A 21,529-nucleotide genomic window follows, 5' to 3' on the forward strand; every position below is an offset into this window, starting at 1 on the left:
CAGATTAGAACGTGTTCTAGATGTGTGGGCGCGGGTTCGCGGCGCGAGGTCTCACCAAATGTCTTTGACTACTACCTAACGTAGTAGTAAGAACGGTGCTACAGGTCGACCACGCGTAGGGGGGGCGGTGATCCTGATGACCGATCAGATCCAGCAACCACGGGACAACGCGGATCGGTTTCTGCGCTGGGCCGCAGTCGCCTTCGCCATCGGGTTTGCGGTACACGGCCTGGATCATCTGCGACGCGGCATGTCGGCATCGCCGCCGTTCATCATGGCCGGCGGCACGGTGCAGGGTCTGTTCGTCGTCGCCGCGATTGGCATGGTGCTCACGCGTCGCAGGCAGGCGCCGCTGGCGGGGATTCTCGTCGGCTTCGGCAGTGCGCTGGTCTTCACGTATGCACACCTGCTGCCCACGGTGTTGCCCGGCTACCAGGACAGCTTCATCTCTCCGCCGCACATCAACGTGACGTGGTTCTCGTGGGTCAGCGCAGTCGCGGAGATCGGCAGCGGCATCGTGTTCGGGATTGCCGGCATCCAGGCCATCCGGCGATCCGCTGAGGCGGATATGTTGTTGGCCGACAACGCCGCTAGGTGAAGGATGGGCGTATGGCAGGAATTCTCTTCTTCGACGGCGTATGCGGAATGTGCACGCGCTCGGCGTATTTCGTGCTGAAGCTCAACCGGACCGGTGACGTGCGGATCGAGCCGCTGCAAAGCGCGGGAGTCGCGGACCGGCTCGGCATCGCACCGTCGCAGCTGCTCGATTCCACCCGGTGGCTGGACGAGTCGGGCGCCGTCTACTCCGGTGCGGAGGCCTTTAATGCGGCGGTGTCGGCCGCGCTCGGCACCAAGTTGCCGTTGGCCCTGTACCGGATTCCCGGCGTGCGGTTCGTCCAGGATGCGATCTATAGGTGGGTGGCGGCACATCGCTACCGCTTCCCCGGCACGACGCCGTACTGCGAGTCACATCCTTCTGCTTGCTGACTGACCGCCGGCCGGGCGTCGTCGCATACAGTCGACCCCGCAGTGGGTACTCCCCCAGCGTCTGGGAGCGGCGATGAAATTAGTGCAGGAAACACCGTTTCGGTTTCGCATCGACCCGTCCGGCGCAATGCGCGTGCCGGGAGTGATCTTCGCGTCGTCGTCGCTGCTGCCCGACACCAACCGCGAACCCCTGCTGCGGCAGGTGGCGAACGTCGCGACCTTGCCGGGCATTGTCGAGGCGTCGTACGCGATGCCCGACATCCATCTGGGCTACGGCTTCCCGATCGGCGGCGTGGCCGCGACCGACATCCGCGACGGCGGCGTGATCTCGCCCGGCGGTGTGGGATTCGACATCTCCTGCGGTGTGCGGCTGCTGTCAGCCGATCTCGAACGGACTGAGTTCGCCAAAGTTGCCCGGGTGGTGATGGATCTGTTGAGCAAACGCATTCCCCGTGGTGCGGGACCGGGAGCGGTGCGCTCGCCGGTCAGCGACAACGAGTTGAATCACGTGCTGCGCGGCGGTTCTCGGTACGTGGTCGAGCACGGTGACGGGTCAGAGCTCGACTTAGAGCGCTGCGAGGACGGCGGCGCGTTCGACGAGGCTGACCCGTCCGCGATCAGCCAGCGAGCGCGGGAGCGGGGTCGCCACCAGCTCGGCAGCCTTGGCTCCGGCAATCATTTCCTGGAGGTCCAGCATGTGGTCGAAGTGTCCGACGAGCCCGTTGCCAAGGCTTTCGGGCTGCGCGCCGGCCAAGTATGCGTGATGATCCACTGCGGATCGCGTGGACTCGGACATCAGATCTGCACCGACGAAGTGCACGCGATGGACCGTGCCATGGAGCGCCATAAAGTGCAGGTCCCTGATCGGCAATTAGCTTGCGTGCCAATGGATTCAGCCGAAGGTCGCCGCTACCTGGCGGCGATGTATGCAGCGGCGAACTACGCGCGCGCCAACCGGCAGATCCTCGGCAGGGCCGCATCGGAGGTGTTTCGGTCGGCCACCGGCAACGGATTGGAATTGGTTTACGACATTTCGCATAACCTCGCCCGGATCGAACGGCACGATGTCGGAGGACAGCTGCTCGACCTTTGTGTGCACCGCAAGGGCGCGACCCGGGCGCTGCCGCCCGGGCACGCAAAACTGCCAACGGATTTGGCTGATGTCGGCCAACCCGTGTTGATACCGGGGTCGATGGGGACCGCGTCATATGTATTGGCTGGGGTGACTGGTGGCGGTGCGTTTCATTCGACCTGTCACGGCGCCGGTAGGCGGCTGAGCCGCCATCAAGCGGCCCGCTCGGTATCGCCGAACGAATTGCGCGAGCAACTGGAACGACGACAGAAGATCCTCGTCCGTGGCGCGTCGAAACGCGGACTGGTCGAAGAGGCGCCCGCGGCCTACAAGGACGTTTCGGAGGTTGTCGCGGTCGCCGAACAGGCGGGCCTATGTCGCACTGTGGCCCGACTGGAACCGCTGGGCGTGGTGAAGGGTTGATGGCCCCTGATCGCGGCCACTGCACCCTGCCCCATCCCGCTGATATCACCATCGAAGCCTGGGCTCCGACCCGCGAGGCGTGCCTGGCTGAAGCGGTGATGGGACTCACGGAGAGTTTCGTCGACGTCTCGGATGCGGCGCCGCTGCGGACCATCACTTCTGAGTTGGTCGCGACGAATGACAGCGATCGTCTGGTGGCGGCACTCGACGAGCTGATCTTTCTGCTCGACACCCAAGGCGTTGTCCCGTTAGGCGCGGACGTCGACATCGACTCGAAGTCAGTGCGATTGACCATGCCGGTGGCCTCGCTCAGCGACGTCACGCTGATCGGTGCGGCGCCGAAGGCCGTCGCGCTGTCGGGGCTCGAGTTCAGCCATACCGGCGACCACTGGCGTTGCCGCGCCACGATCGACGTCTAGCGCCAAGCCGCAGTACCCCTCACCCGCGTGGGCGTAAGGTGACCCTAACTGCACTCAAACGTTAAGGCACGTCATGCATGGTCAAGGCCAGGATCCGCGTCGATCCGATCTTGCCCAGCTGGCACCAGGTCAGCGGGCGACAGTGGTGGGTTTGGCGCCGCAGGCCGACCCCGCGGTCGGACGTCGACTGCACCAATTGGGCTTCCGGCCAACCGCCCGCGTCGACGTGATCCGCCGCGCACCGCTAGGTGATCCCACGATCTACCGAGTCCACGACACCGAACTGTGTATCCGTCGCCGCGAGGCGCAACTGATCGAGGTCCTCCCGGAGACCCAGCCATGACGTCGTGTCATGCCGAGGGCAGCGGGGCGGTTGCCGTCGCAGATCTTCGTCGGGTCGCCCTGGTGGGCAGTCCGAATGCCGGCAAGACCAGCGTCTTCAACCATCTGACCGGGCTGCGCGCGAAGATCGGCAACTACCCGGGCGTCACCGTCGGACGCAGTGTGGGTACCGCGAAAGTGGATGGCGTCGAGATCGTTGTCGAGGACCTGCCCGGCACCTACAGCCTCGACCCCATCAGCCCGGACGAGCAGGTGGTCACAGACCTGCTCACCGGGGATCTCGATGGCATCGGCCGACCCGATGCGGTGCTGCTGGTGGCCGACGCCACCACGCTGCGTCGTTCGATAACTCTGGTGGCGGAGGTCCTGCGCCTCGATTTGCCGTGCGTGCTGGTACTCACGATGACTGACGAATTGACGTCGCGTGGCGGCCGGATCGATACCGATGCCCTATCGACGGCCCTGGGTATCCCGGTGACCGCGGTCGTCGCGCACCGCGGCACGGGCATTGCGGCTTTGCGCGCCCAGCTGGGGTCGTTCACGCAGTGGAAACGGCCACCGCTTTTGCCTCCGTCCGACCACAACACCGCCGACGCCTGGGGCAAGTCGGTGCTTGATGCGGCAGGTTATGTCGCGCCGCAACCGGATCACCGCACCAACCGGATCGACCGGTTGATCCTGCACCCGTTGCGGGGCACGGTCGTCTTCTTCGCGGTGATGTTCGCCTTCTTCCAGATCGTCTTCACCGTCGGTGCCCCACTGCGCGATTGGATCGGTGACGGACTGAACTGGCTGGGCGCCCAGATCGCCGATCACTTGGGCAACTCAATCGTGGGTAGCCTGCTGGGCCACGGAATCATCGGCGGTGTCGGTACCGTCCTGCAGTTCATCCCGCAGATTGCGTTGCTGTTCTTGCTGATTGCGCTGCTCGAGAACATCGGCTACATGGCACGGGCAGCGTTCGTGATGGACCGGGTGATGGCCATCACCGGTCTGGAAGGCCGCGCCTTCGTTGCGATGCTGTCGTCGTTCGCCTGCGCCATTCCCGGCATCATGGCTACCCGGACGTTGCCGTCATCGCGCGACCGGATCGCCACCATTTTGAGTGCACCGCTGATGACCTGTTCGGCGCGTCTGCCGGTGTACACCTTGCTGGTCGGTCTGCTGGTCGCCCCCCAAACGCGTTGGTGGGGGTTCAGTGCGCAGGGCATCACGATGTTCTTGCTGTATCTCGGTGGGGGCACCTCGGCCCTGATCGCGGCGTGGTTGTTCAAGTCGACGATCCTGCGCAGCGACCTGCTGCCGTTCACCATGGAACTCCCGCCGTATCGGTTCCCGTCGCCGCAAGCCGTCCTGGTCGCGGTGTGGAGCGCGTCGAAGATGTTCTTGCGCAAGGCCGGAACGATCATCTTGGCCGTTTCACTGGTGCTGTGGGCGCTGCTCAACCTGCCGACCCGCGATGCCGAGACCGCTCACATGTCGCCCACCGACGCGACCGCATACGTGATGAGCCACAGCTATGCCGCCGACGTCGGCAAAGCAATCGAGCCCGTGTTCAAACCGCTCGGCTTCGACTGGCATATCGATATCGCGCTGGTCGGTGCCCTGTCGGCGCGTGAGGTGTTCGTGTCTACGCTGGGCCAGGTTTCGGCCGCGACAAACCCCGCCGATCCGGGTGAAGCGCTGGCGACAATGACCGACGACCACGGCCACAAGGTCTTCACGGGGCCGACCGTGATCGCATTGCTGGTGTATTTCATGTTCGCGTTGCAGTGCATGTCGACAGTCGTCGTGATGCGCCGAGAGACCAACTCGTGGCGATGGCCGGGCCTGGCCTTCGGTTACATGTTCGTGCTCGCGTGGGTGATGGCGTTCGCTGCCAGGTCGATCGCGGTAGGAGTCGGGGCATGATTCCGATCCATGCCATCGCCACCTCGAATCCTCAGCAATTGCGCTGGGTCGTGCCGCCGGGCAGCAACCTCCCATCTGAAGGCGCCGTCCGGCACGTCCCGGGGCGGCTCGGCGCCTTGTTAGACCGCGGAGTCATCGATGCGTTGACGGTGCGCGGAACCGATGTGTTGATCACGCTGCGGCCCGGCGCCAGTTGGCGCGAGCTCGGCGACGACGTGCGTGACGCGCTCAGCGAGGCACTGCGTGACCCCGCGGGTTGGCAGGTCGACGCGTCATCCGCCGATACAAGCGCTGAGCTGGCCGAGGTGGCCACCTCGCTGCTCGCTGGACCGATCGGCGCGCTCGCTGAATCACACGGCGGATCAATCGAATTGGTGTCAGTGACCGGTAGCCACGTCGTCGTCCGGATGTCGGGCGCCTGCGCCGGATGTCCGGCGTCGGGCTCGACGATCTACGAAAAGCTGCAGTCCGAGTTGCGCCGACGAGTGGGCGACCAGGTCGATGTTTCCTACGAAAACGAGTTCCCGCCATTGTCGCTTGGCAAGAAGCTGCTGTCTCTCCTAGTCCGCTGAGGCTACTGCGCCTGCTTGACCGGCGGGCGGTAGAAGATCAGCAGCTGGCCGATGGCCCCGGCCAGGCCCAGCAGGGCCGACAACAGCAGGCCTTTCCAGCCGTCGAGCCAGTTGTGCCCGAAGATCAGCCAGTCCAAGCTGAGCCGCCCGGGACCCAGCGTGGCCACCGCGACGGCGCTGACCGCGAGGACAAGGTTGTACTCCCAGCCCTCCTTGACGATGAAGAATCCGTTGGGCCGGTGCACAGTCCAAGCCGCGACTAACATCAGCGAGACGAAGCCCGCCGCCGGGATGGGGGTCAGCAGCCCTGCCGCCAGGCCAAGTCCGGCCGATACCTCAGTAGTGGCGGCGACGGCTGCATGAAAGGTGCCGGGCTTCATGCCGATGCTCTCGAACCAACGCGCGGTTCCCGGGATTCGGCCGCCGCCGAAGAACTTGTTGAAGCCGTGGGCGGCAAGGGTCAAGCCGAGCACCAACCGCAGAATCAATAAGCCGACATCGTAGGCAGTCATAGTGTCAAGCTAGATCATCGGACGCCTGCGGTGTGCTGTACCCCTTAGGCAGCGCCGACAGCCATATGGCGTTTGCCCCACGCGCACATCGCCTCGGTCACCGGCCGCAACGACTGCCCGTACTCCGTCAACGAATACACGACACGTGGCGGGACTTCAGCAAAGACCTCGCGGTGGACGATGCCGTCGGATTCCAGCTCACGCAGTTGTCGCGACAAAACTCGGTCGCTGATACCGCGGGTCTTGCTCCGCAATTCGGCGAACCGCTGGGCGCCGTCGGTCATCAAGTGAAAGATCAGCACGGCTTTCCACTTGCCGCCGATCACCGCGAGCGTGGCCTCGACCGGGCACTCGAAGTTGTTGTCCACGCTAACCTCCGGGTCAGTAACCCACTTCGAAGTGCGCTCTTGTTCGTTGCGCGCCATCAACGTAGCGTTCCCGAGCGGCGGGGATGTGCGGACTGGGGTAACTCTGCTCCCTGAGCGCTTAGGAGCCCGACATAAAGATCGCGATTATCGGAGCAGGCAATGTCGGCAGCACGCTGGGCGGTGCGTGGGGTAACCGCGGCCATCACGTCACGTTCGGTGTTCGGCACCCGGATGACCCGAAGTATGCGTCGCTTGGTGCAGTCGCGACCAACGAATCGGCGGTCGCGTCCGCCGAAGTCGTCGCCTTGTGCACGCCGTGGCAGAGCACGCAGGCTGCCGTGCAGACCTGCGGGGACCTGACTGGCAAGGTCCTCATCGACTGCACGAACCCGCTGACACCGGACGTCGCCGGCTTGGAGGTTGGGCATACCACATCCGGAGCAGAGCAGGTCGCGGCCTGGGCGAACGGCGCGCGGGTCTGTAAAGCGATGAACCAGATCGGCGCCCCGATGATGGATGCGCCCCAACTGCCGGGCAAACCCGTGATGTTCATCTGCGGTGACGATGACGACGCGAAGTCGGTGACCGCCGGGTTGGTCGACGAGCTTGGCTTCGAGACGGTCGACATCGGCGAGCTGGCGCTGGCCCGGCTGCTCGAACCGTACGCATTGCTGTGGATTCACCTGGCACTGCGCCGCGGATTCGGCCCGACCTTCGGGTTCGGCCTGTTGCGCGGCCAGCCATAAGCCGGCTGCCAGTAGACGCGTTCGGGCGTTTGCCCGGGAGGTAACCTCGGGGCGTGTCGAGACGTGCCTCCAGTGGGTCACCCTGCGCATGCCCTGTGCTGGTGCTGGACGGCAACACGAAGCTGTCGCGGGAATCGCTGGGTAACAAGGGCTACGGCATTGCTGCGATGCGCAGGCAGGGTTTGCCGGTGCCGCCGGCGTTCTGCATCACCACCGACGTCGGCGCCCGGTACCTCTCTAGACCTGAGGCGACGATGGCCGCGATCTGGAAAGACGTACTGGACCACATCGGCTGGCTGGAAGCCCAGACCTCGCGGACGTTCGGCCGAGGGCCGAATCCGCTGCTGATCAGCGTGCGCTCCAGTGCGGCGCGGTCGATGCCGGGCATGATGGACACGGTGCTGGATCTGGGCATCGACGACGCTGTCGAAGAAGCATTGGCAGCGCTCGGCACGGCGGCGTTCGCACGCGACACCCGGCAGCGGTTCAGCCGGATGTATCGCCGCATCGCCGGGGCGACGGCCGGCGGTCCTGAGACGATCTCCGCGCCGGCCGATCCGTACACCCAGCTGCGGGCGGCGATTGAGGCGGTGTTCGCGTCGTGGAACTCGCCACGCGCGATCACCTACCGCGCCCATCACGGCATCGACGACAGGGGCGGTACCGCGGTTGTCGTGCAATCGATGGTGTTCGGCAACCGGGACCCTAATTCGGGTGCGGGAGTGCTGTTTTCCCGCAACCCGATAACCGGCGCGGACGAGCGATTTGGTGAATGGCTGCCCGGCGGCCAAGGCGACGACGTGGTGTCGGGGACCTTCGACGTCGAACCGATCGCCGCGCTGAGCGATGAACAACCGGCCGTTTACGACGAGCTGATAGCCGCGTCGCGCACGCTTGAACGGCTTGCTGGTGACGTCCAAGAAATCGAGTTCACCGTCGAACAAGGCAAGCTGTGGCTGCTGCAAACCCGGGCCGCGGAGCGTTCGGCGCAAGCGGCGGTGCGTTTGGCGCTGCAGTTGCGCCGCGAAGGCCTCATCGACGACGCCGAGGCGCTACGCAGAGTCACCCCCGCCCAAGTCGAGACACTGCTGCTGCCGTCGCTGCAGCCGGAGACCCGGTTGGCCGTAGCACTTTTAGCTAAGGGACTGCCCGCCAGCCCCGGTGTGGCATCGGGCCGCGCCTATACCGATATGGACGACGCGATGAACGCCGCCGACGCCGGTGAGGACGTCATCCTGGTGCGAAACCACACCAGCCCCGACGACGTCCACGGCATGCTGGCTGCGCGTGGCATCGTTACCGAGGTCGGCGGCGCCTCCAGTCACGCCGCGGTGGTCAGCCGGGAGCTTGGCAAGGTGGCCGTGGTGGGCTGCGGCGTCGGGGTCGTCGAATCGCTGGCCGGCAGGCTGGTGACTGTGGACGGCAACCAAGGCGAAGTGCGCGAAGGCATCCTGGAGTTGTCCGCCTGGTCGGAGAACGACACTCCGGAGCTGCGGGAGTTAGCCGATATCGCACGGCGGATAAGCCCGCTGCGCGCCCACGATGACGGGAATTATCCGAGGCTGCAGAAGAACTCGCTTGAGGCTGTACGCGCGGCTATGGCCAGCGGTCAGACGGACGTGGTGTCCACCAACCCCGTGGTCACCATGCTGGCGGCCTTGAGGCTTACCGAAGTGCCGGCTTCCCGATGAGTGAATTGGCCGTGTTGCAGGCGGTCCGCCTCAAGGGTCGGGTAACTCTGGCTGATCTGTCCGAGACCTTGGTTGAGGATCCGGCCGAGATTGCGCATACGGTCGAGCAGTTGACGAAGACGGGTCTGCTGGCTGACGACAAAGTTTTGAAGCTCACCCGCGAAGGCCGTGCCCGGCTCGACGAGTTGCTCGCCGAGGAGCGCAGGGATATCGACGGTGCTGCCCTGCTCGCTGCTTACGACGAGTTCCGCGCTGTCAACCGCGATTTCAAAGCGGCCATCACCGACTGGCAGCTCAAGGACGGCCAGCCCAACATGCACCGGGACGGCGAATACGACTCGGCCGTCCTCGCACGCATCGAGGATGTGCACCGGCGGGTGCTACCGATCATTGCTGCCGCGACGGCCCGATTGCCGCGGCTCAGCGCGTATTCGGCTAAGTTGCAAAAAGCGCTGGACAAGGTTCGGGCGGGTGAGAACACCTGGTTGACCCGCCCACTCATCGACTCCTACCACACCGTGTGGTTCGAACTGCACGAGGAGCTGATCGGCGCTGCGGGCCTGACCCGAGATGCCGAAGCCAAATCCGGCCACGCCGAATAGCTTTCGCTACAGCGTGGCATCGAGCCTATGCAGATACGCATCGATGTCGCCGATCGCCGACTCTGCCGCGTGCACGCTGATCGCGATGGTGTCACCGATGCCGTGCACCCCGTGGGTCAATCCCATCGCGGGAGAAAGCGCCGGAAAGCCGGCCGTCAGCACCACGGGCGCACCGCCGAAATGCAGATCCGCCGCGCCCCTGTTGACGCTGGACACCACCGTGTTGCCGGCGACCAGCTCGGGTCGGGCGTCCGGGTCGAACTGCGCGACACCCCAACGCAGCAGCGGCGCGGGTACCGCGGCGAAGGCCCGGTCGGCGGCCCGCGCCGCGGGATGCTCCGCACGCCGACGGCCATTGGCCAAGTCCCCGGCGATCCGCTCGACCCGTGCATCCGGGTCCAGTTGCGGGTACAGACCGACGACGACGTTACCGAAATGGTTATGCGCATGCCGCACACCGGGTTTGAGCATGGGCACCTCGGCGCCCAGCATGTCGGCATTGCCGCCCAGATGATTTGACAACGCGGTCGACACGGCACTGAGCACAGCGACGGTTACGGTCGGCCCGTGCAGCTGTGAACGGTGCCGCCGCAGCGTGCGCACGCTGCGGGCACCTTCCGGGCGCGCATTGGTCGCCAACGCCGGTCGCGATCCCACCGGCGGCGCCAGCAGTCCAGAGCGGGTGTCCTTGACCAGCTGGTTGTGTGTTCGTGCGGCTTCGACGGCGCGCCGCGGCAGCCACCCTGGCGGCTGAGGCGTCACCGCGGGCACCGGCTCCGCCCGGCCGAAAAGCCGGGCAGCCATTGCCGAGGACCGCGCTCCGTCGCCCAGCGCGTGGGCGACTTGCATGACGCCGACGGTGCCCGTTGCGCTACTCGCAGGCATGCCGCGCACTCCGGTGAAAACGTGTAGCCGCCATGGCATCTTTCGGATGTCGAGCTGCTCGCCCGCCAGCCGCACCACAGCGTCCAGACAGCCATGCCAGGTGTCGTCGGGAAGCTCATGGCAGACCACCTGATCGGGTTCGATGTCCGCCGGCACCCAGGTCGGGTAGGTGAGCACGCAACCGTCTTCGACCCGCATCGTGAGGTCCGGGCAGGACCGGGCACGGTCAGTGACCTCGTATATTGCCCTTCCCAGGTCGTCCGGTTGGCCGCCGAACGCGTAGAGCAAGAATTGATCGTTGGGGATCTTGGTCGACATCCAATAAAACTGGGCGTCGACCGCCGCCATGCGGTGCTTCGTCATTAATCGTTTCCATGTTCGCCCGTTCGACCATACTTCGGAGGTCGCCGACGGTATGGGCGACTTGCAGCCGGTTCCCCGTGCTGATATGGCATACTCAGCACTTTTTCGGGATTGCGAGGACATAGCAGGTGGCCGCTGCGGACGAACTTCGGGTCGACTTGGAGACCTTGGCGCACTGCGTTTATGGGCTACGACCCGCCAGCGAACCCCATCAACACCACGAGTCCGCGTGATTTTTGGCGGATGATCAACGACGGCCAAGCCCGTGCCGGCGCGGCGAATCTCTCGTCATACCTGCAACACGTCCGCACCAACAATCCCACCGCGCATATCAGCCTGTTCGGGCACTCTTACGGCTCCTTGACGTCGTCGCTGGCTTTGCAACAGCTCAACGCCCAGGGCTTGCATCCAGTCAACGATGCGGTGTTTTACGGATCCCCGGGCCTTGAGCTCACCGACCCCAGTCAACTAGGGCTCGCTAATGGTCATGCCTACGTGATGCGGTCGATCGGTCATGACCTGATTCCCGAGGTGGGACCGCTTGCCCCATTCCACGGTTGGGGTGCCGACCCGTATAGCGGGATGATGCCGGAGTTATCCGCAGCCGCCGGGACCAGCCCCGACGGTATTGCGCGGGCGGGTGTGCTGAGCCATGCCGACTATCCTCGCGCGGTTATCGGACCAGGCGGCGAACCAGTGTTGAGAATGTCGGGTTATAACTTGGCGGTGATCGCCGCGGGGATAGCGGACCTTCCTGATGGTGGTAAGCAGTTGGTGATGGCGCCGACGCCATTGAAGCCATATCCCCATACGGGAGGATGATGATTCGAATCGCTGCAGGAATTGTGGGGATGGTGGTATGCATGTCGATTTCCGGTTGTGGCGCCGCCGATTCCGGGCCGCACGGCAATCCCGGGCCGCAGCGGGTGGCCGAGCTGGAGAACGGACTACGGTCGAAACCATCGTTTGAGACCGCGAAATCCGAGTACACGTCGGCCATGAGCGAGATGGCAGACAAGGTCGCCGCCCTTGTGCCAGGAATGAAGTGGACGGTCGACGAGAATAGCTGGGACCACTGCGCCGGCGAGTACGTCTGGACCCGCGCTGTTCGGGTGTTCGAACGCATCGTTTTTGATCGCCGGATCCCTGACGAGATCTGGCCGAAGGCGCTGCAGATCGTCAAAGACGGCGCCGCCCGGTTCGGTGCCACGACTGTCAATGTTTTCGTCGACCAACCAGGCAATAAAGACCTCGCCATCTCTGGTTCTGGAGCCCAATTTCATTTCGGGACTGCGGTGCAGACGATCCTCACGGCTACATCGGACTGCCGTATGCGGGAGACCGACACTCAAACACCGACCTCGACGCCGAGCAGTCAGCCTCATCCGTAGTGCCGAACTGACCGACCACCATCCCATGAGTCAGACCGCGAGACCGACTGAGCCCGAACGACCCTCTCACCGGACATCGTCCTACCATCGGGGAAGCTACGGCCGTCGCTGGCTTGCAATACTGAACTGGATTCTGGCACTCCTTACAGTGCCGGCCGCGTTGTTGGTCATGGCGATAGGCTTCGCGGGTGCGATGTCCACTGATCGTTGCGCCTACCAATACTGTGCACACCAAGGCCCCCCAATGCCCATCTTCGTCGTGCTGTTTTACGGCGCTCCGGTGATTGCAGTGCTAACAATCGTTGTGTCCCGCCGGACCGCAAAGCGTGGCTGGGGCATCCTAATTCCCTTAGCCACCTATGTTGTCTTCGCCTGCGATATTGCTGTCCTTTACCTGACATTTCGGCCCTAACTATGAGCTCGGTGAATTGCTGCGGAACCCCACAGCCGACGCCCAGCCCGGTTAGCGCGCCGAACCGGTGAACTTCAGCACCGACTCGGCCGCCTTTTCCGGTTGATCGAGTTGCAAGAAGTGGCCGGCGTGTTCGACGACCGCCACGTCGCTGCCGTCGGGCAGCACCTTTGCCGCCCAGTGCGCAAAATCAGCTGTGGCGCAACCGTCGTCGCGGCCGTGCAGGTACAGGCTGGGCAACAGCGGTGGAGCAGTCCAGTACCGGTGCAGTCCGGCGTAGCGTGCGGGCGGGCGGGTGTTACGGATCGTGGCCCGGTACGGCCCCAAAGCGGCCCGCCAGCTCTCAGGGGTGCCGATCGCGGCGTCGACGTGGCGCAAATCCTCTTCGGCATCGTAGTTCGGAGACCATTGCCGCCACAACCGCGGCACCACCCACGACGCCGAACGCTCTGGCAGCCAAGGTAATTGGAAGTAAAGAATGTACCAGCTACGGGCCATCTGACGCGGCAGCTTCGCCACCAGCCGACCGACGTCGGGCACTCGACCGAGCGGACGAAACGCGGCCGCCGGCGGCACCGACATGATCACTGCCTTGGCGAACGGGCTGTCCGGCATGGCGGCCAGACCCGTCGCCGCGATCGCGCCCCAGTCATGGCCGATCACCACGTCGCGCGCGCTACCGCCAGCCGCTGACCGCACCCGTAGCGCATCGTCCATCAACGCCCCGATGTGATAACTGCCGTCCGAGGGAATCGACGATGGGGCATAGCCCCGCATGAAGGGGGCAACCACCCGCCAGCCCGCCTCGGCCAGTCGGGGCGCGAACTTGCGCCATCCATGGGCGGTGTCCGGGAATCCATGCAGGCACAACGCGATCGGGCCGGTGGTCGGCCCCCAGGTCAGGGCTTTCAGCTCGACCTCGGGAGCCTGCACGTTGATCCAGGCTGGTTCGGTCATCACCTGATCCTTCTCACACCGGGTCAAAGCCGGAAATCAACCACCGCTCGTCTATTTTGTCCAACGTCACCCGGACGCTGGAGGTAGCGTTGTTCGGCCGGGCGGTACCAATTGTGACGGTCTGATCGACGAACACCAAGACCACCGCGTGGTTTTCGGTTGCTGACACCGAAGCTGCGGCGGGGACAGTGGCCGCCGCCGTAACATGCTTTTCTTTTGCGTTCGGAATCAAAACTTCCCGGGTCACTTGGGTGTACGTTTCCCGGAACCCGCCGGTCAGCCGATCACGCGCAATCTGCACGTCCTTCTCGATCGTGTCGGGCGTAAACGACAGCAGTTCCGTCGCCGAATCCTTTGCCGCCAGCACCGATTCGGCGCGCGCAAGGTCAATATTCCGGACCGAGGAGTCGTGCCACTTCAACAGGGCCGCCGCGATGGCAAGCAGCAAAGCCAGGCTGGGAAGCAGACCATAGACCAGCACGCGCCACGAGTCGACACGACGCTCGGATCCGCCTTCGGGTTTCCTTGCGCCAGGGCGGTTCTCGGGTCCGTCGGGCTGCGGTTCGGTCATGACAGGAATGCGACGTTGGAGACCTTTGGCCCGTCGCCCAGTTTGCGCACGGTGATACGCATCCGCAAGGCCTGGGGCTCTTGCTGCGCGCTGCCGGAGTTTACGCTCTTCACGGTAACCGCCACCAGCACCCGTCCCTCGTCGCGGGTCTGGTATTCCACTCCCGCCTCGGTGACGGTACCGGCCGACCTTGACTGCGAGCGTTTGACGGTGTCAATGAACGAGCGCGATCGATGAGAGAAGCTGTCGTAGAAGGTTCCCGTCGCCGAACCCAGAATCCGTTGCACGTCGGCGTCGACATGCTGGTAGTCGAACGTGGTGAGGTTGACCGCACCCTGCCGACCAGCCTGCAGGAACAGGTCGCGCTGCACCTCCGCGGTATGGGACTCGTAGGCGCGGAAACCCAGCCACCCCACCAGGGCGGCCAATACCACCACGCTTGTCAGCCCGACGGCCAACGCCCACCGCTCGGGCAAGATGGCCCGGTACGGGGGCGGGACATGGCTTGTGTCTGTTGCCGCAGTTTCGGGTTTGCCGTCTGTGGTCGACCCGCTCAACTCCGGGTCCACTGCATCGTCTGCCACGCTTTGCTCCTGTTCGGCCGCTTCCTGACGGATCGGCCGGCATACAGCTGCCGGTACGGTCCAACGTACGTCCACGCGGTCGTTCTGCACTCGGCGAGGCCGACCCGAGCCGGCGACGTCGCGGCCAGAGTCATGCTCTGCCCAGGTTGCGGGGTGGCGGGCCGCGTTACCGTCTTCTTATGGCGACTTCCGCCCGGACGCCCATGGACGGCGTCCCGAGCGTCGGCCGCGACGGGCCTCCCACCCGCCGCTGGGCGAAAACGGATGCGACGCAAGGGCGCATCCTCGACGCCGCGACCGATGTCTTCGCGGCCAAGGGTTTCACCGCCGCCACGATGGCGGACGTGGTGGCCGCGTCGGGCGCCAGCATCGGCAGCATCTATCACCACTTCGGCGGAAAGAAAGAGCTGTTTTTGGCCATCTTCGAGCAGATGGCCCAGGCCGTCGACGGCCGTATCGAAGCGATGCTGCACCAAGCCGACGAGCGGGTCGACCGCCGGCGCATATTCGAACTGCACGTGCGGGCATACCTGGAGGCGATGTGGGAAAACCGGCGCGCAGCCAGAGTGCTGGTGTCCGACGACACACCGGCGGGGTTTGAGAGCGCGCGGCGCAAACGCATGACTGCAGCCTTCGGCAGTTGGATGTCTGTACTGGAGTTGGACGACTCGCTGGGTGCTCAGCTACTGCGCCGCGTTCTGGTGGCGACCATGGCGGAGTCGTCGCTGATGGCGGCCGAGTGCGAGCACCGCAGCGAGGTGACGGCGATTATCGAGGCGACGATCGAATGGATCGACCGGCTGATCGGGTGATCAAACCTACGCCAAGGCGTTGACGGTATTAGAATCTGATTCTAATATGGGGCTTCACTCGCCAAGGAAGCGCTATGACCGTCGCAGCACAACACACGACACCGGTCAAGCTGTGGGCCAACTCGGCCGACTCGCATTTCATCGAGCCGGCTGACCTGTGGCGGTCGCGGCTGCCGAAGCGGCTGGCTGAGCTGGTACCTCGAACACAAAAAGACGCCGACGGCCGATGGGAGACCATCTACGTCGACGGCCAGGTTTTTCGTCGCCGGCTGCCCAGCGTCGCGCAGCAAGAGTTCATGGCGGCCACGGTCGCCGCTGCTGGCGCACGCGACGTCAGCAAGCGGTTGGCCGACCTCGACCAGGAAGGCATCTGGTCGGAGCTGGTGTTCCCGTCACTGGGCATGTGGTCGAGTTCGTTCCGGACGCCAGAGGTGCTGCGCGAAGCAATGCGGGCCTCCAACGACTGGGCCAAAGAGACGCTGATGGACTACTCGTCGCGGCTTATCCCCACCGCACAGGTCTCCACGCTCGACATCGACGACGCCGTCCGGGAACTGATGCGCTGCGCCGCAATGGGATTCAAGGCAGTGTTTCTACCCGTCGCTCCCCATCCCGCCCAGCCCGACTACCACCATGACGAGTGGGAACCGCTTTGGGCCGCCGCGGAAGAGTCGCGCATGGTCGTCGCCGTCCACATCGGCACCGAGCCGATCGACTTTGCCCGCGGCGGGTCGATCGGCGTCACATATCACGGGCCGGGCGGCGCGGTACTCAACTACACCGAGACATCATTCGGCGGTCAGCGAGCGGTGATGAAGCTCGTGGCTTGCGGTGCACTGGATCGTCACCCCAATCTCAAAGTGCTGGTGTCCGAGGGTGGTGCGACGTGGGTGCCGTTCATCGCCGACCGGATGGAGGAGGGCTATCGCCAGCACGCAATGGTGGTGCGGCCCAAGCTTTCTCGCAGTCCACGGGAGATCATCTACTCGCAGGTGTACGCGTCGTTTCAACATGACAGCTCGGCCGTCGCCGCAGCTACGGCGATGGGCTTCGACAATATGCTGTGGGGCAGCGACTATCCACATATCGAAGGCACCTTCGGCCACACCCAGCAGACGCTGCACCAGCTGTTCGACCGCGTCGACGAAAAGATTAGGGATCGCGTCCTTTTCGGCGCGTTCCATGAGTTGTTCCCCGATGCGCCGCTGCCTCCGTCGACCGCTGAAACGACCAACACCGACCACGGGTGAACCGGGGGCAAACTCCCCCGGTAACGTCAGGTGCGAGCCTGATCGAGAGGACGCCCGTGAGCACTGTGAGCAGCACACCTCAGACGGTCACGTTTTCCGGCGCCGGAGGGATCAGTCTGGTCGCCGACGAGTGGAATCGCGGCTCCGCCACATCGGCTGCTCACCCGACCGTCTTGATGCTGCATGGCGGCGGCCAGAATCGGTTCTCCTGGAAGAACACCGGCCAAATTCTGGCCGATCAGGGATTCCACGTGGTGGCGCTCGATAGCCGCGGCCATGGCGACAGCGACCGTGCCCCTGGCGCGGACTACGCCGTCGAGACCCTGACCGCCGACGTGATGCACGTCCTCGACGCAATCGGCCGGCCCGTGGTGGTGATCGGGGCCAGCATGGGCGGGCTGACCGGCATCCTCGTCGCGTACCGGGCCGGGCCGGACAAGGTGACCCGGCTAGTGCTGGTCGACGTGGTACCGCGGTTCGAAAAGCGCGGCAGCGCCCGTATCCGCGACTTCATGTTCAACCACATCCACGGATTCAGCTCACTCGAGGAAGCCGCTGATGCCGTCGCCGCTTATCTGCCCCACCGCAAAAGGCCGCGCAACCCTGAAGGCCTGAAGAAGAACCTGCGCTTGCGCGACGGGCGCTGGTACTGGCATTGGGACCCAGCGTTTATGACCAAGCCCGGCGACGACCCACAACTGCGCACCGAGAAGTTCGAGCAGGCCGCTGCCGAGCTGAAGATCCCGGTCCTGCTGATCCGCGGCAAGCTCTCAGACGTCGTCAGTCGCGAAGGGGTCCAGCACTTTCTCGCGACCGTGCCCAACGCGGAATTCGTCGAATTGTCCGATGCCGGCCATACCGCGGCGGGTGACGACAACGACGCATTCAGCGACGCCGTGGTGGCTTTCGTCACCCGATAGATACTCGGCGAGTGGCCAGTTAATGCACGCATCGGACGGAAAACCGTGCCATAACTGGCCATTCGACGCGGCTAATCCCCGGGTTTCTCCTCGTGGCCGCCGAACTGCTTACGCAGAGCCGACAACGCCTTGTCGGCGAACTCATCGAGGCGTCGCGACGCGAAGCGGGAATACAGCGCCGACGTCAGCACCGGCGCGGGTACTCCCTCGTCGATAGCCGCGATGGAGGTCCACCGTCCCTCGCCGGAGTCGGAGACGCGCCCGGCGAACTCGCTGAGATCAGGCGACTCCTGCAGCGCAATCGCGGTCAGGTCCAGTAGCCACGAGCCGATCACACTGCCCCGCCGCCACACTTCGGCGACCTCGGGGATGTCGAAGTTGTATTTGTAGAAGTCAGGATTGGCCAGCGGCGCTGTTTCCGCGTCGCCCTCGCCCTTCTGGATGCGGGTGCCGATGTCGGCGTTGCGCAAAATGTTCAGCCCCTCGGCAAGAGAGGCCATCATCCCGTACTCGATGCCGTTGTGCACCATCTTGACGAAGTGCCCGGCTCCCGACGGTCCGCAATGTAGATAGCCCTTCTCCGATTGAGCGACTTCGCCGTCTCGGCCCGGCGTGCGCGGGGCTGCCTCCACCCCGGGTGCGATGCTGGCGAAGATCGGCTCGGCTTGGGCCACCGCATCCGGGTCGCCGCCGATCATCAGGCAGTAGCCGCGCTCGCGGCCCCACACACCGCCGCTGGTGCCGCAGTCCAGCAGGCGAATTCCGCGCTCGGACAAGGTCTTCGAGTGACGGATGTCGTCGCGGTAGTAGGAGTTGCCGCCGTCGATCACCGTGTCACCGGCCTCCAGGGTCTTGGCCAGTTCCTCGATTACCCCGGTCGTGATGTCGCCGGCGGGCACCATCACCCAGACCACTCGCGGCGCGTTGAGCTTCTCCGCGAGTTCTGCCAGCGACGACACGCCGATGGTGTTGTCTTCGCCGGCCATTGCCTTGACCGCGTCGGGGTTGTGGTCGTACACCACGCATTCGTGCCCGTCCTTGACCACGCGGCGCACGATGTTGGCGCCCATCCGGCCCAGGCCGATCATGCCCAGCTGCATCCCGTCCTCCTTAACGTCGTGCCTGCTTGTCCCCCGGCATCCACGGCTCTAACCAACCGTGGTGGCCGCGCAGCAGCGACTGCGCCGCCTCCGGTCCCCACGAACCGGGCTCATAGGGATGGACCTCACCCGGTGTGTCGAGCAGTGGCTGCACGATCCGCCAGGTCTCTTCGATGCTGTCTTCACGGGCGAACAGCTGGTGATCGCCGACCAGCCCGGCGTGCAATAGCCGCTCGTAGGGGCGGATCGGTTCTCCGAGATCCTCAGCAAACGACGAGTCCAAATGTACTTCCCGCCAGGAGTGACCGCCTCGGGCGGACAACTGCAGGCGCATTCCGGGATCCGGGTCTATGCGCAGCACAATCTGGTTCGGTGCCACCCTAGTCGGGCTGGGCAGGAAGCCCAGGGCAGGCGTTCGGTGCAAGAACAGCCTGACCTCGGTGACTTTGTACGGCAGCGCCTTGCCGGCACGTAGGTAGATCGGGACGCCCACCCAGCGCCAGTTGTCGATCTCCAACCGGAGCGCAACGAATGTCTCGGTCCTCGAATCCTTCGCCACGCCGGGGACATCCGTGTAGCCGCGGTACTGCCCTCGGACGTAATTGGCCGGATTTAGCGTGGGCATCGCCCGGAAGACCTCGGCCTTTTTGTCGTTCAGATCGTCGGCGCTAGAGCCAACGGGAGGCTCCATGGCGACCAGCGCCAGCACCTGCAGCAGATGGTTTTGGACGACGTCGCGCAGTGTGCCCACCGCGTCGTAGAATTTCCCCCGCTCCTCGACGCCGAAGTTCTCGGCCATAGTGATGTGGATTTCGGAAACGCTTTGGCGATCCCACAGTTCAACCAGCGCCTGATTGGCGAACCGCAGATATTCGAGCTCGACGACAGGCTGCTTGCCCAAGAAGTGGTCCACACGCAGGATCTGCTCTTCGTCGAGCACCGCATGCAGCCGGGCGTTGAGTTCACGCGCGGACGCAAGATCGTTGCCGAAAGGTTTTTCCACCGCAACCCGCGACCGCTCCAGCAACCCGGCCTTGCCGAGGTTCTCCACGATCGGCGCGAACAGTGCCGGTGGCATTTCCAGGTAATACAGGACCTGGCGGTCCGACCCGAGCTGCTCGGCAAGCTTGCTATACAGGCCATCGTCGGTGACGTCACCGGACAGGTAGGACAACCGCTTAGCCAGCCGCTTGAACACCGTCTCGTCGAAGCTCTCGCCGCTGTCCTTGATCGCGTCGCGGGCACGGTCGATCAGCTGGTCCACGGTAATGTCATCGCTGGCCACACCCAGAACGGGGCATTCCAGCAACTTGCGGCGCTCAAGCCGGTACAGCGCCCGAAACGTCATCTTGCGGGCCAGATCGCCGGTAATCCCGAAGATCACCAACAAATCGGCGGGACAGCCGTCACCTTCGGCCAAACCGGCACCTCCACGGCAAATAGTCAACCAGCACAACTCGCTTCCCCGCGGCGGCCACGATCAACCCTAAGCACCCGCATTTAGCGCGACAACCAGTCGCCGTCGCACGAGGTGTGGGCAGGCCACGACGCCACGTATGCAGCGCGTTCAATAGATGACCGGATTTCGCACCCCCCAAACACATCGGCGTCAGACTGGCAGGCATACCTGTTGGGCCGACCGCAATCGCGATCGGGAAAGATTCCTGGCATGGGTGATGCCCCGATGATCGTGGTTTACATCCTGGCCGGCATTGCCGTGATCGAAGCCGCGGCCCTGGCCACGGTGTCGGTGCTGCTGGCGCGCAGTCGCCGAGAGGCCGAGGCGCTGCAGCACCGAGCCGACACCCGCAGCTGGCTGCTGTCCGGCGGCCGCGAAGCCGTCAAGACGGTGTGGCAGACGGCGAACCTGGTCCGCAAGGAGGGCTTGGGCGCCGTGGTGCGCAGCAGTATCGAAGACCTCGCCGACTGGGCCGAGGTAGAGCGGCCGGATCTCGCGCGGGTCACTCCCGACGGCCGGGTGGTGATTCTGTTCACTGATATCGAGGAGTCCACCGCTCTCAACGAACGCATCGGCGACCGCGCCTGGGTCAAGCTGATTGCCGAGCACGACAAGCTCGTCCGCAAGTTGGTCAAGAACCACGGTGGACATGTGGTCAAGAGTCAGGGCGACGGTTTCATGATGGCCTTTTCTCAAGCCGAACAAGCGGTGCGCTGCGGTATCGAGATCCAGCGTGCGTTGGAAAACGGTGGAAAGCTCAAGCGGCGAAATGGGTTTCGGGTTCGAATCGGCATCCACATGGGCCGGTCGGTGCGACGCGGTGACGACCTGTTCGGCCGCAACGTCGCGATGGCTGCACGAGTCGCCGGTGAGGCCGCCGGCGGCGAGATCCTGGTCAGCGAACCGGTGCGCGACGCCATCAGCGACTGCGACGGCATCAGCGTCGACGAGGGCCGCTACGCCGAGTTGAAGGGCTTCAGCGGCACCCACCGCCTGTACGCCGTGAAAGCCGCCGACTAGCCCTCGGTACCGGATTCCGCTAACCGCTGATGCAGACGGGCCCGCACCTCGTCGGGCGTGTAGGCGTTGCGCCGCCGCTGATCGCGCACAACCAGCGCTCCACCCGCGGCAACGCCGACCAGACCGGCCACCCCGAGCCACTTCCACATGTTGCGCATGG

General features: G+C 64.7%; 24 protein-coding genes and 1 pseudogene. 16 read left to right on the forward strand and 9 right to left on the reverse strand.

What is annotated here, in order from left to right; all coding sequences use genetic code 11:
* The first annotated feature begins 136 nt into the window (after positions 1-136).
* The 7 genes from G6N15_RS23050 (at position 137) to G6N15_RS02885 (ending at position 5,726) form a co-directional block, all read left to right on the forward strand.
* A complete protein-coding gene (locus G6N15_RS23050) occupies positions 137-598 on the forward strand; it encodes a hypothetical protein (RefSeq protein WP_232070334.1) in 462 nt (153 codons plus the stop codon).
* 11 nt (positions 599-609) lie between these two features.
* On the forward strand, positions 610-987 hold the full coding sequence (locus tag G6N15_RS02860) for a thiol-disulfide oxidoreductase DCC family protein (protein WP_083084702.1): 378 nt from the start codon (positions 610-612) through the stop codon (positions 985-987).
* Positions 988-1,060: 73 nt separating this feature from the next.
* On the forward strand, positions 1,061-2,482 hold the full coding sequence (locus G6N15_RS02865) for an RtcB family protein (RefSeq protein WP_083084701.1): 1,422 nt from the start codon (positions 1,061-1,063) through the stop codon (positions 2,480-2,482).
* Positions 2,482-2,901 carry an archease gene (locus G6N15_RS02870; RefSeq protein WP_163747909.1) on the forward strand — a complete coding sequence of 140 codons (420 nt, stop codon included), beginning with the start codon at positions 2,482-2,484 and terminating at the stop codon, positions 2,899-2,901. The genes G6N15_RS02865 and G6N15_RS02870 overlap by 1 nt, the downstream gene beginning before the upstream one ends.
* 73 nt (positions 2,902-2,974) lie before the next feature.
* Entirely contained in the window at positions 2,975-3,244 is a 270-nt protein-coding gene (locus G6N15_RS02875; protein ID WP_083084695.1) for a FeoA family protein, read from the forward strand.
* Positions 3,241-5,154 carry a ferrous iron transporter B gene (gene feoB / locus G6N15_RS02880; protein WP_083084692.1) on the forward strand — a complete coding sequence of 638 codons (1,914 nt, stop codon included), beginning with the start codon at positions 3,241-3,243 and terminating at the stop codon, positions 5,152-5,154. The genes G6N15_RS02875 and feoB overlap by 4 nt, the downstream gene beginning before the upstream one ends.
* Positions 5,151-5,726, forward strand: a complete 576-nt coding sequence (locus G6N15_RS02885; protein WP_083084690.1) for a NifU family protein — start codon at positions 5,151-5,153, stop codon at positions 5,724-5,726. Before feoB ends, G6N15_RS02885 begins: the two co-directional genes overlap by 4 nt.
* A gap of 2 nt (positions 5,727-5,728) precedes the next feature.
* Here G6N15_RS02885 and G6N15_RS02890 read toward each other — a convergent pair whose 3' ends face one another.
* Both G6N15_RS02890 and G6N15_RS02895 read right to left on the reverse strand, forming a co-directional pair.
* Positions 5,729-6,238: a DoxX family protein gene (locus G6N15_RS02890; protein ID WP_083084687.1), complete on the reverse strand. Its 510-nt coding sequence runs from the start codon at positions 6,236-6,238 to the stop codon at positions 5,729-5,731.
* 44 nt (positions 6,239-6,282) lie between these two features.
* Positions 6,283-6,663 (reverse strand): winged helix-turn-helix transcriptional regulator, encoded by a 381-nt coding sequence (locus G6N15_RS02895; RefSeq protein ID WP_083084684.1) that lies wholly within the window; start codon positions 6,661-6,663, stop codon positions 6,283-6,285.
* 89 nt (positions 6,664-6,752) lie between these two features.
* Here G6N15_RS02895 and G6N15_RS02900 point away from each other — a divergent pair, with 89 nt between their 5' ends.
* From G6N15_RS02900 to G6N15_RS02910, 3 genes are all read left to right on the forward strand, one after another.
* Positions 6,753-7,352, forward strand: coding sequence for an NADPH-dependent F420 reductase (locus G6N15_RS02900; RefSeq protein ID WP_264018259.1), 600 nt, complete (start codon positions 6,753-6,755; stop codon positions 7,350-7,352).
* A gap of 95 nt (positions 7,353-7,447) precedes the next feature.
* Positions 7,448-9,043 (forward strand): pyruvate, phosphate dikinase, encoded by a 1,596-nt coding sequence (locus G6N15_RS02905; RefSeq protein WP_083084678.1) that lies wholly within the window; start codon positions 7,448-7,450, stop codon positions 9,041-9,043.
* Positions 9,040-9,645, forward strand: coding sequence for a MarR family transcriptional regulator (locus tag G6N15_RS02910; RefSeq protein ID WP_083084675.1), 606 nt, complete (start codon positions 9,040-9,042; stop codon positions 9,643-9,645). Before G6N15_RS02905 ends, G6N15_RS02910 begins: the two co-directional genes overlap by 4 nt.
* 6 nt (positions 9,646-9,651) lie before the next feature.
* Here G6N15_RS02910 and G6N15_RS02915 read toward each other — a convergent pair whose 3' ends face one another.
* Positions 9,652-10,893, reverse strand: coding sequence for a WS/DGAT domain-containing protein (locus G6N15_RS02915; RefSeq protein WP_083084672.1), 1,242 nt, complete (start codon positions 10,891-10,893; stop codon positions 9,652-9,654).
* 177 nt (positions 10,894-11,070) lie between these two features.
* On the opposite strand from G6N15_RS02915, the pseudogene G6N15_RS02920 reads away from it, so the two are divergent.
* Both G6N15_RS02920 and G6N15_RS02925 read left to right on the forward strand, forming a co-directional pair.
* Positions 11,071-11,715, forward strand: a pseudogene (locus G6N15_RS02920) (alpha/beta hydrolase); the annotation flags it as partial.
* A gap of 41 nt (positions 11,716-11,756) precedes the next feature.
* On the forward strand, positions 11,757-12,284 hold the full coding sequence (locus G6N15_RS02925; RefSeq protein WP_232070336.1) for an LppA family lipoprotein: 528 nt from the start codon (positions 11,757-11,759) through the stop codon (positions 12,282-12,284).
* Between the two features lie 463 nt (positions 12,285-12,747).
* Here G6N15_RS02925 and G6N15_RS02930 read toward each other — a convergent pair whose 3' ends face one another.
* The 3 genes from G6N15_RS02930 to G6N15_RS02940 form a co-directional block, all read right to left on the reverse strand.
* On the reverse strand, positions 12,748-13,653 hold the full coding sequence (locus G6N15_RS02930; RefSeq protein ID WP_083084660.1) for an alpha/beta fold hydrolase: 906 nt from the start codon (positions 13,651-13,653) through the stop codon (positions 12,748-12,750).
* A 13-nt stretch (positions 13,654-13,666) separates the two neighbouring features.
* Complete coding sequence (locus G6N15_RS02935) at positions 13,667-14,134, reverse strand: hypothetical protein (protein ID WP_232070337.1); 468 nt, start codon at positions 14,132-14,134, stop codon at positions 13,667-13,669.
* Positions 14,135-14,220: 86 nt separating this feature from the next.
* Positions 14,221-14,808, reverse strand: a complete 588-nt coding sequence (locus G6N15_RS02940) for a mammalian cell entry protein (protein ID WP_083085144.1) — start codon at positions 14,806-14,808, stop codon at positions 14,221-14,223.
* 179 nt (positions 14,809-14,987) lie between these two features.
* Between G6N15_RS02940 and G6N15_RS02945 the strand changes: the two genes are divergently transcribed.
* The 3 genes from G6N15_RS02945 (at position 14,988) to G6N15_RS02955 (ending at position 17,790) form a co-directional block, all read left to right on the forward strand.
* A complete protein-coding gene (locus G6N15_RS02945) occupies positions 14,988-15,620 on the forward strand; it encodes a TetR/AcrR family transcriptional regulator (RefSeq protein WP_083084654.1) in 633 nt (210 codons plus the stop codon).
* A gap of 74 nt (positions 15,621-15,694) precedes the next feature.
* The gene (locus G6N15_RS02950) at positions 15,695-16,870 is read left to right on the forward strand and encodes an amidohydrolase family protein (RefSeq protein WP_083084651.1); all 1,176 of its coding nucleotides are present in this window, start codon (positions 15,695-15,697) and stop codon (positions 16,868-16,870) included.
* Positions 16,871-16,926: 56 nt separating this feature from the next.
* A complete protein-coding gene (locus G6N15_RS02955) occupies positions 16,927-17,790 on the forward strand; it encodes an alpha/beta fold hydrolase (RefSeq protein WP_083084648.1) in 864 nt (287 codons plus the stop codon).
* 71 nt (positions 17,791-17,861) lie between these two features.
* Here the strand turns inward: G6N15_RS02955 and gnd are convergent, their stop codons facing one another.
* Positions 17,862-18,890 carry a phosphogluconate dehydrogenase (NAD(+)-dependent, decarboxylating) gene (gnd, locus tag G6N15_RS02960; protein WP_083084645.1) on the reverse strand — a complete coding sequence of 343 codons (1,029 nt, stop codon included), beginning with the start codon at positions 18,888-18,890 and terminating at the stop codon, positions 17,862-17,864.
* 10 nt (positions 18,891-18,900) lie between these two features.
* Positions 18,901-20,310 carry a glucose-6-phosphate dehydrogenase gene (locus G6N15_RS02965; RefSeq protein ID WP_083084642.1) on the reverse strand — a complete coding sequence of 470 codons (1,410 nt, stop codon included), beginning with the start codon at positions 20,308-20,310 and terminating at the stop codon, positions 18,901-18,903.
* Positions 20,311-20,550: 240 nt separating this feature from the next.
* On the opposite strand from G6N15_RS02965, the gene G6N15_RS02970 reads away from it, so the two are divergent.
* Positions 20,551-21,369: an adenylate/guanylate cyclase domain-containing protein gene (locus G6N15_RS02970; RefSeq protein ID WP_083085139.1), complete on the forward strand. Its 819-nt coding sequence runs from the start codon at positions 20,551-20,553 to the stop codon at positions 21,367-21,369.
* Here the strand turns inward: G6N15_RS02970 and G6N15_RS22680 are convergent.
* Positions 21,366-21,527: a hypothetical protein gene (locus G6N15_RS22680; RefSeq protein WP_169922489.1), complete on the reverse strand. Its 162-nt coding sequence runs from the start codon at positions 21,525-21,527 to the stop codon at positions 21,366-21,368. The two genes, G6N15_RS02970 and G6N15_RS22680, sit on opposite strands and share 4 nt — an antisense overlap.
* Positions 21,528-21,529 lie beyond the last annotated feature (2 nt).

The sequence above is a fragment of the Mycobacterium noviomagense genome (genome assembly GCF_010731635.1).
In the GTDB taxonomy this organism is placed as follows: domain Bacteria; phylum Actinomycetota; class Actinomycetes; order Mycobacteriales; family Mycobacteriaceae; genus Mycobacterium; species Mycobacterium noviomagense.

Bases quoted from the DNA above. Each gene is read 5' to 3' on its own strand.
- G6N15_RS02915 (WP_083084672.1), bottom strand. From the start codon at position 10,893: ATGACGAAGCACCGCATGGCGGCGGTCGACGCCCAGTTTTATTGGATG.
- G6N15_RS02875 (WP_083084695.1), top strand. From the start codon at position 2,975: ATGCATGGTCAAGGCCAGGATCCGCGTCGATCCGATCTTGCCCAGCTG.
- G6N15_RS23050 (WP_232070334.1), top strand. From the start codon at position 137: ATGACCGATCAGATCCAGCAACCACGGGACAACGCGGATCGGTTTCTG.
- G6N15_RS02945 (WP_083084654.1), top strand. From the start codon at position 14,988: ATGGCGACTTCCGCCCGGACGCCCATGGACGGCGTCCCGAGCGTCGGC.
- G6N15_RS02950 (WP_083084651.1), top strand. From the start codon at position 15,695: ATGACCGTCGCAGCACAACACACGACACCGGTCAAGCTGTGGGCCAAC.
- gnd (WP_083084645.1), bottom strand. From the start codon at position 18,890: ATGCAGCTGGGCATGATCGGCCTGGGCCGGATGGGCGCCAACATCGTG.
- G6N15_RS02870 (WP_163747909.1), top strand. From the start codon at position 2,482: ATGGCCCCTGATCGCGGCCACTGCACCCTGCCCCATCCCGCTGATATC.
- G6N15_RS02910 (WP_083084675.1), top strand. From the start codon at position 9,040: ATGAGTGAATTGGCCGTGTTGCAGGCGGTCCGCCTCAAGGGTCGGGTA.
- G6N15_RS22680 (WP_169922489.1), bottom strand. From the start codon at position 21,527: ATGCGCAACATGTGGAAGTGGCTCGGGGTGGCCGGTCTGGTCGGCGTT.
- G6N15_RS02885 (WP_083084690.1), top strand. From the start codon at position 5,151: ATGATTCCGATCCATGCCATCGCCACCTCGAATCCTCAGCAATTGCGC.
- G6N15_RS02925 (WP_232070336.1), top strand. From the start codon at position 11,757: ATGTCGATTTCCGGTTGTGGCGCCGCCGATTCCGGGCCGCACGGCAAT.
- feoB (WP_083084692.1), top strand. From the start codon at position 3,241: ATGACGTCGTGTCATGCCGAGGGCAGCGGGGCGGTTGCCGTCGCAGAT.
- G6N15_RS02865 (WP_083084701.1), top strand. From the start codon at position 1,061: ATGAAATTAGTGCAGGAAACACCGTTTCGGTTTCGCATCGACCCGTCC.
- G6N15_RS02890 (WP_083084687.1), bottom strand. From the start codon at position 6,238: ATGACTGCCTACGATGTCGGCTTATTGATTCTGCGGTTGGTGCTCGGC.
- G6N15_RS02860 (WP_083084702.1), top strand. From the start codon at position 610: ATGGCAGGAATTCTCTTCTTCGACGGCGTATGCGGAATGTGCACGCGC.
- G6N15_RS02930 (WP_083084660.1), bottom strand. From the start codon at position 13,653: ATGACCGAACCAGCCTGGATCAACGTGCAGGCTCCCGAGGTCGAGCTG.
- G6N15_RS02895 (WP_083084684.1), bottom strand. From the start codon at position 6,663: ATGGCGCGCAACGAACAAGAGCGCACTTCGAAGTGGGTTACTGACCCG.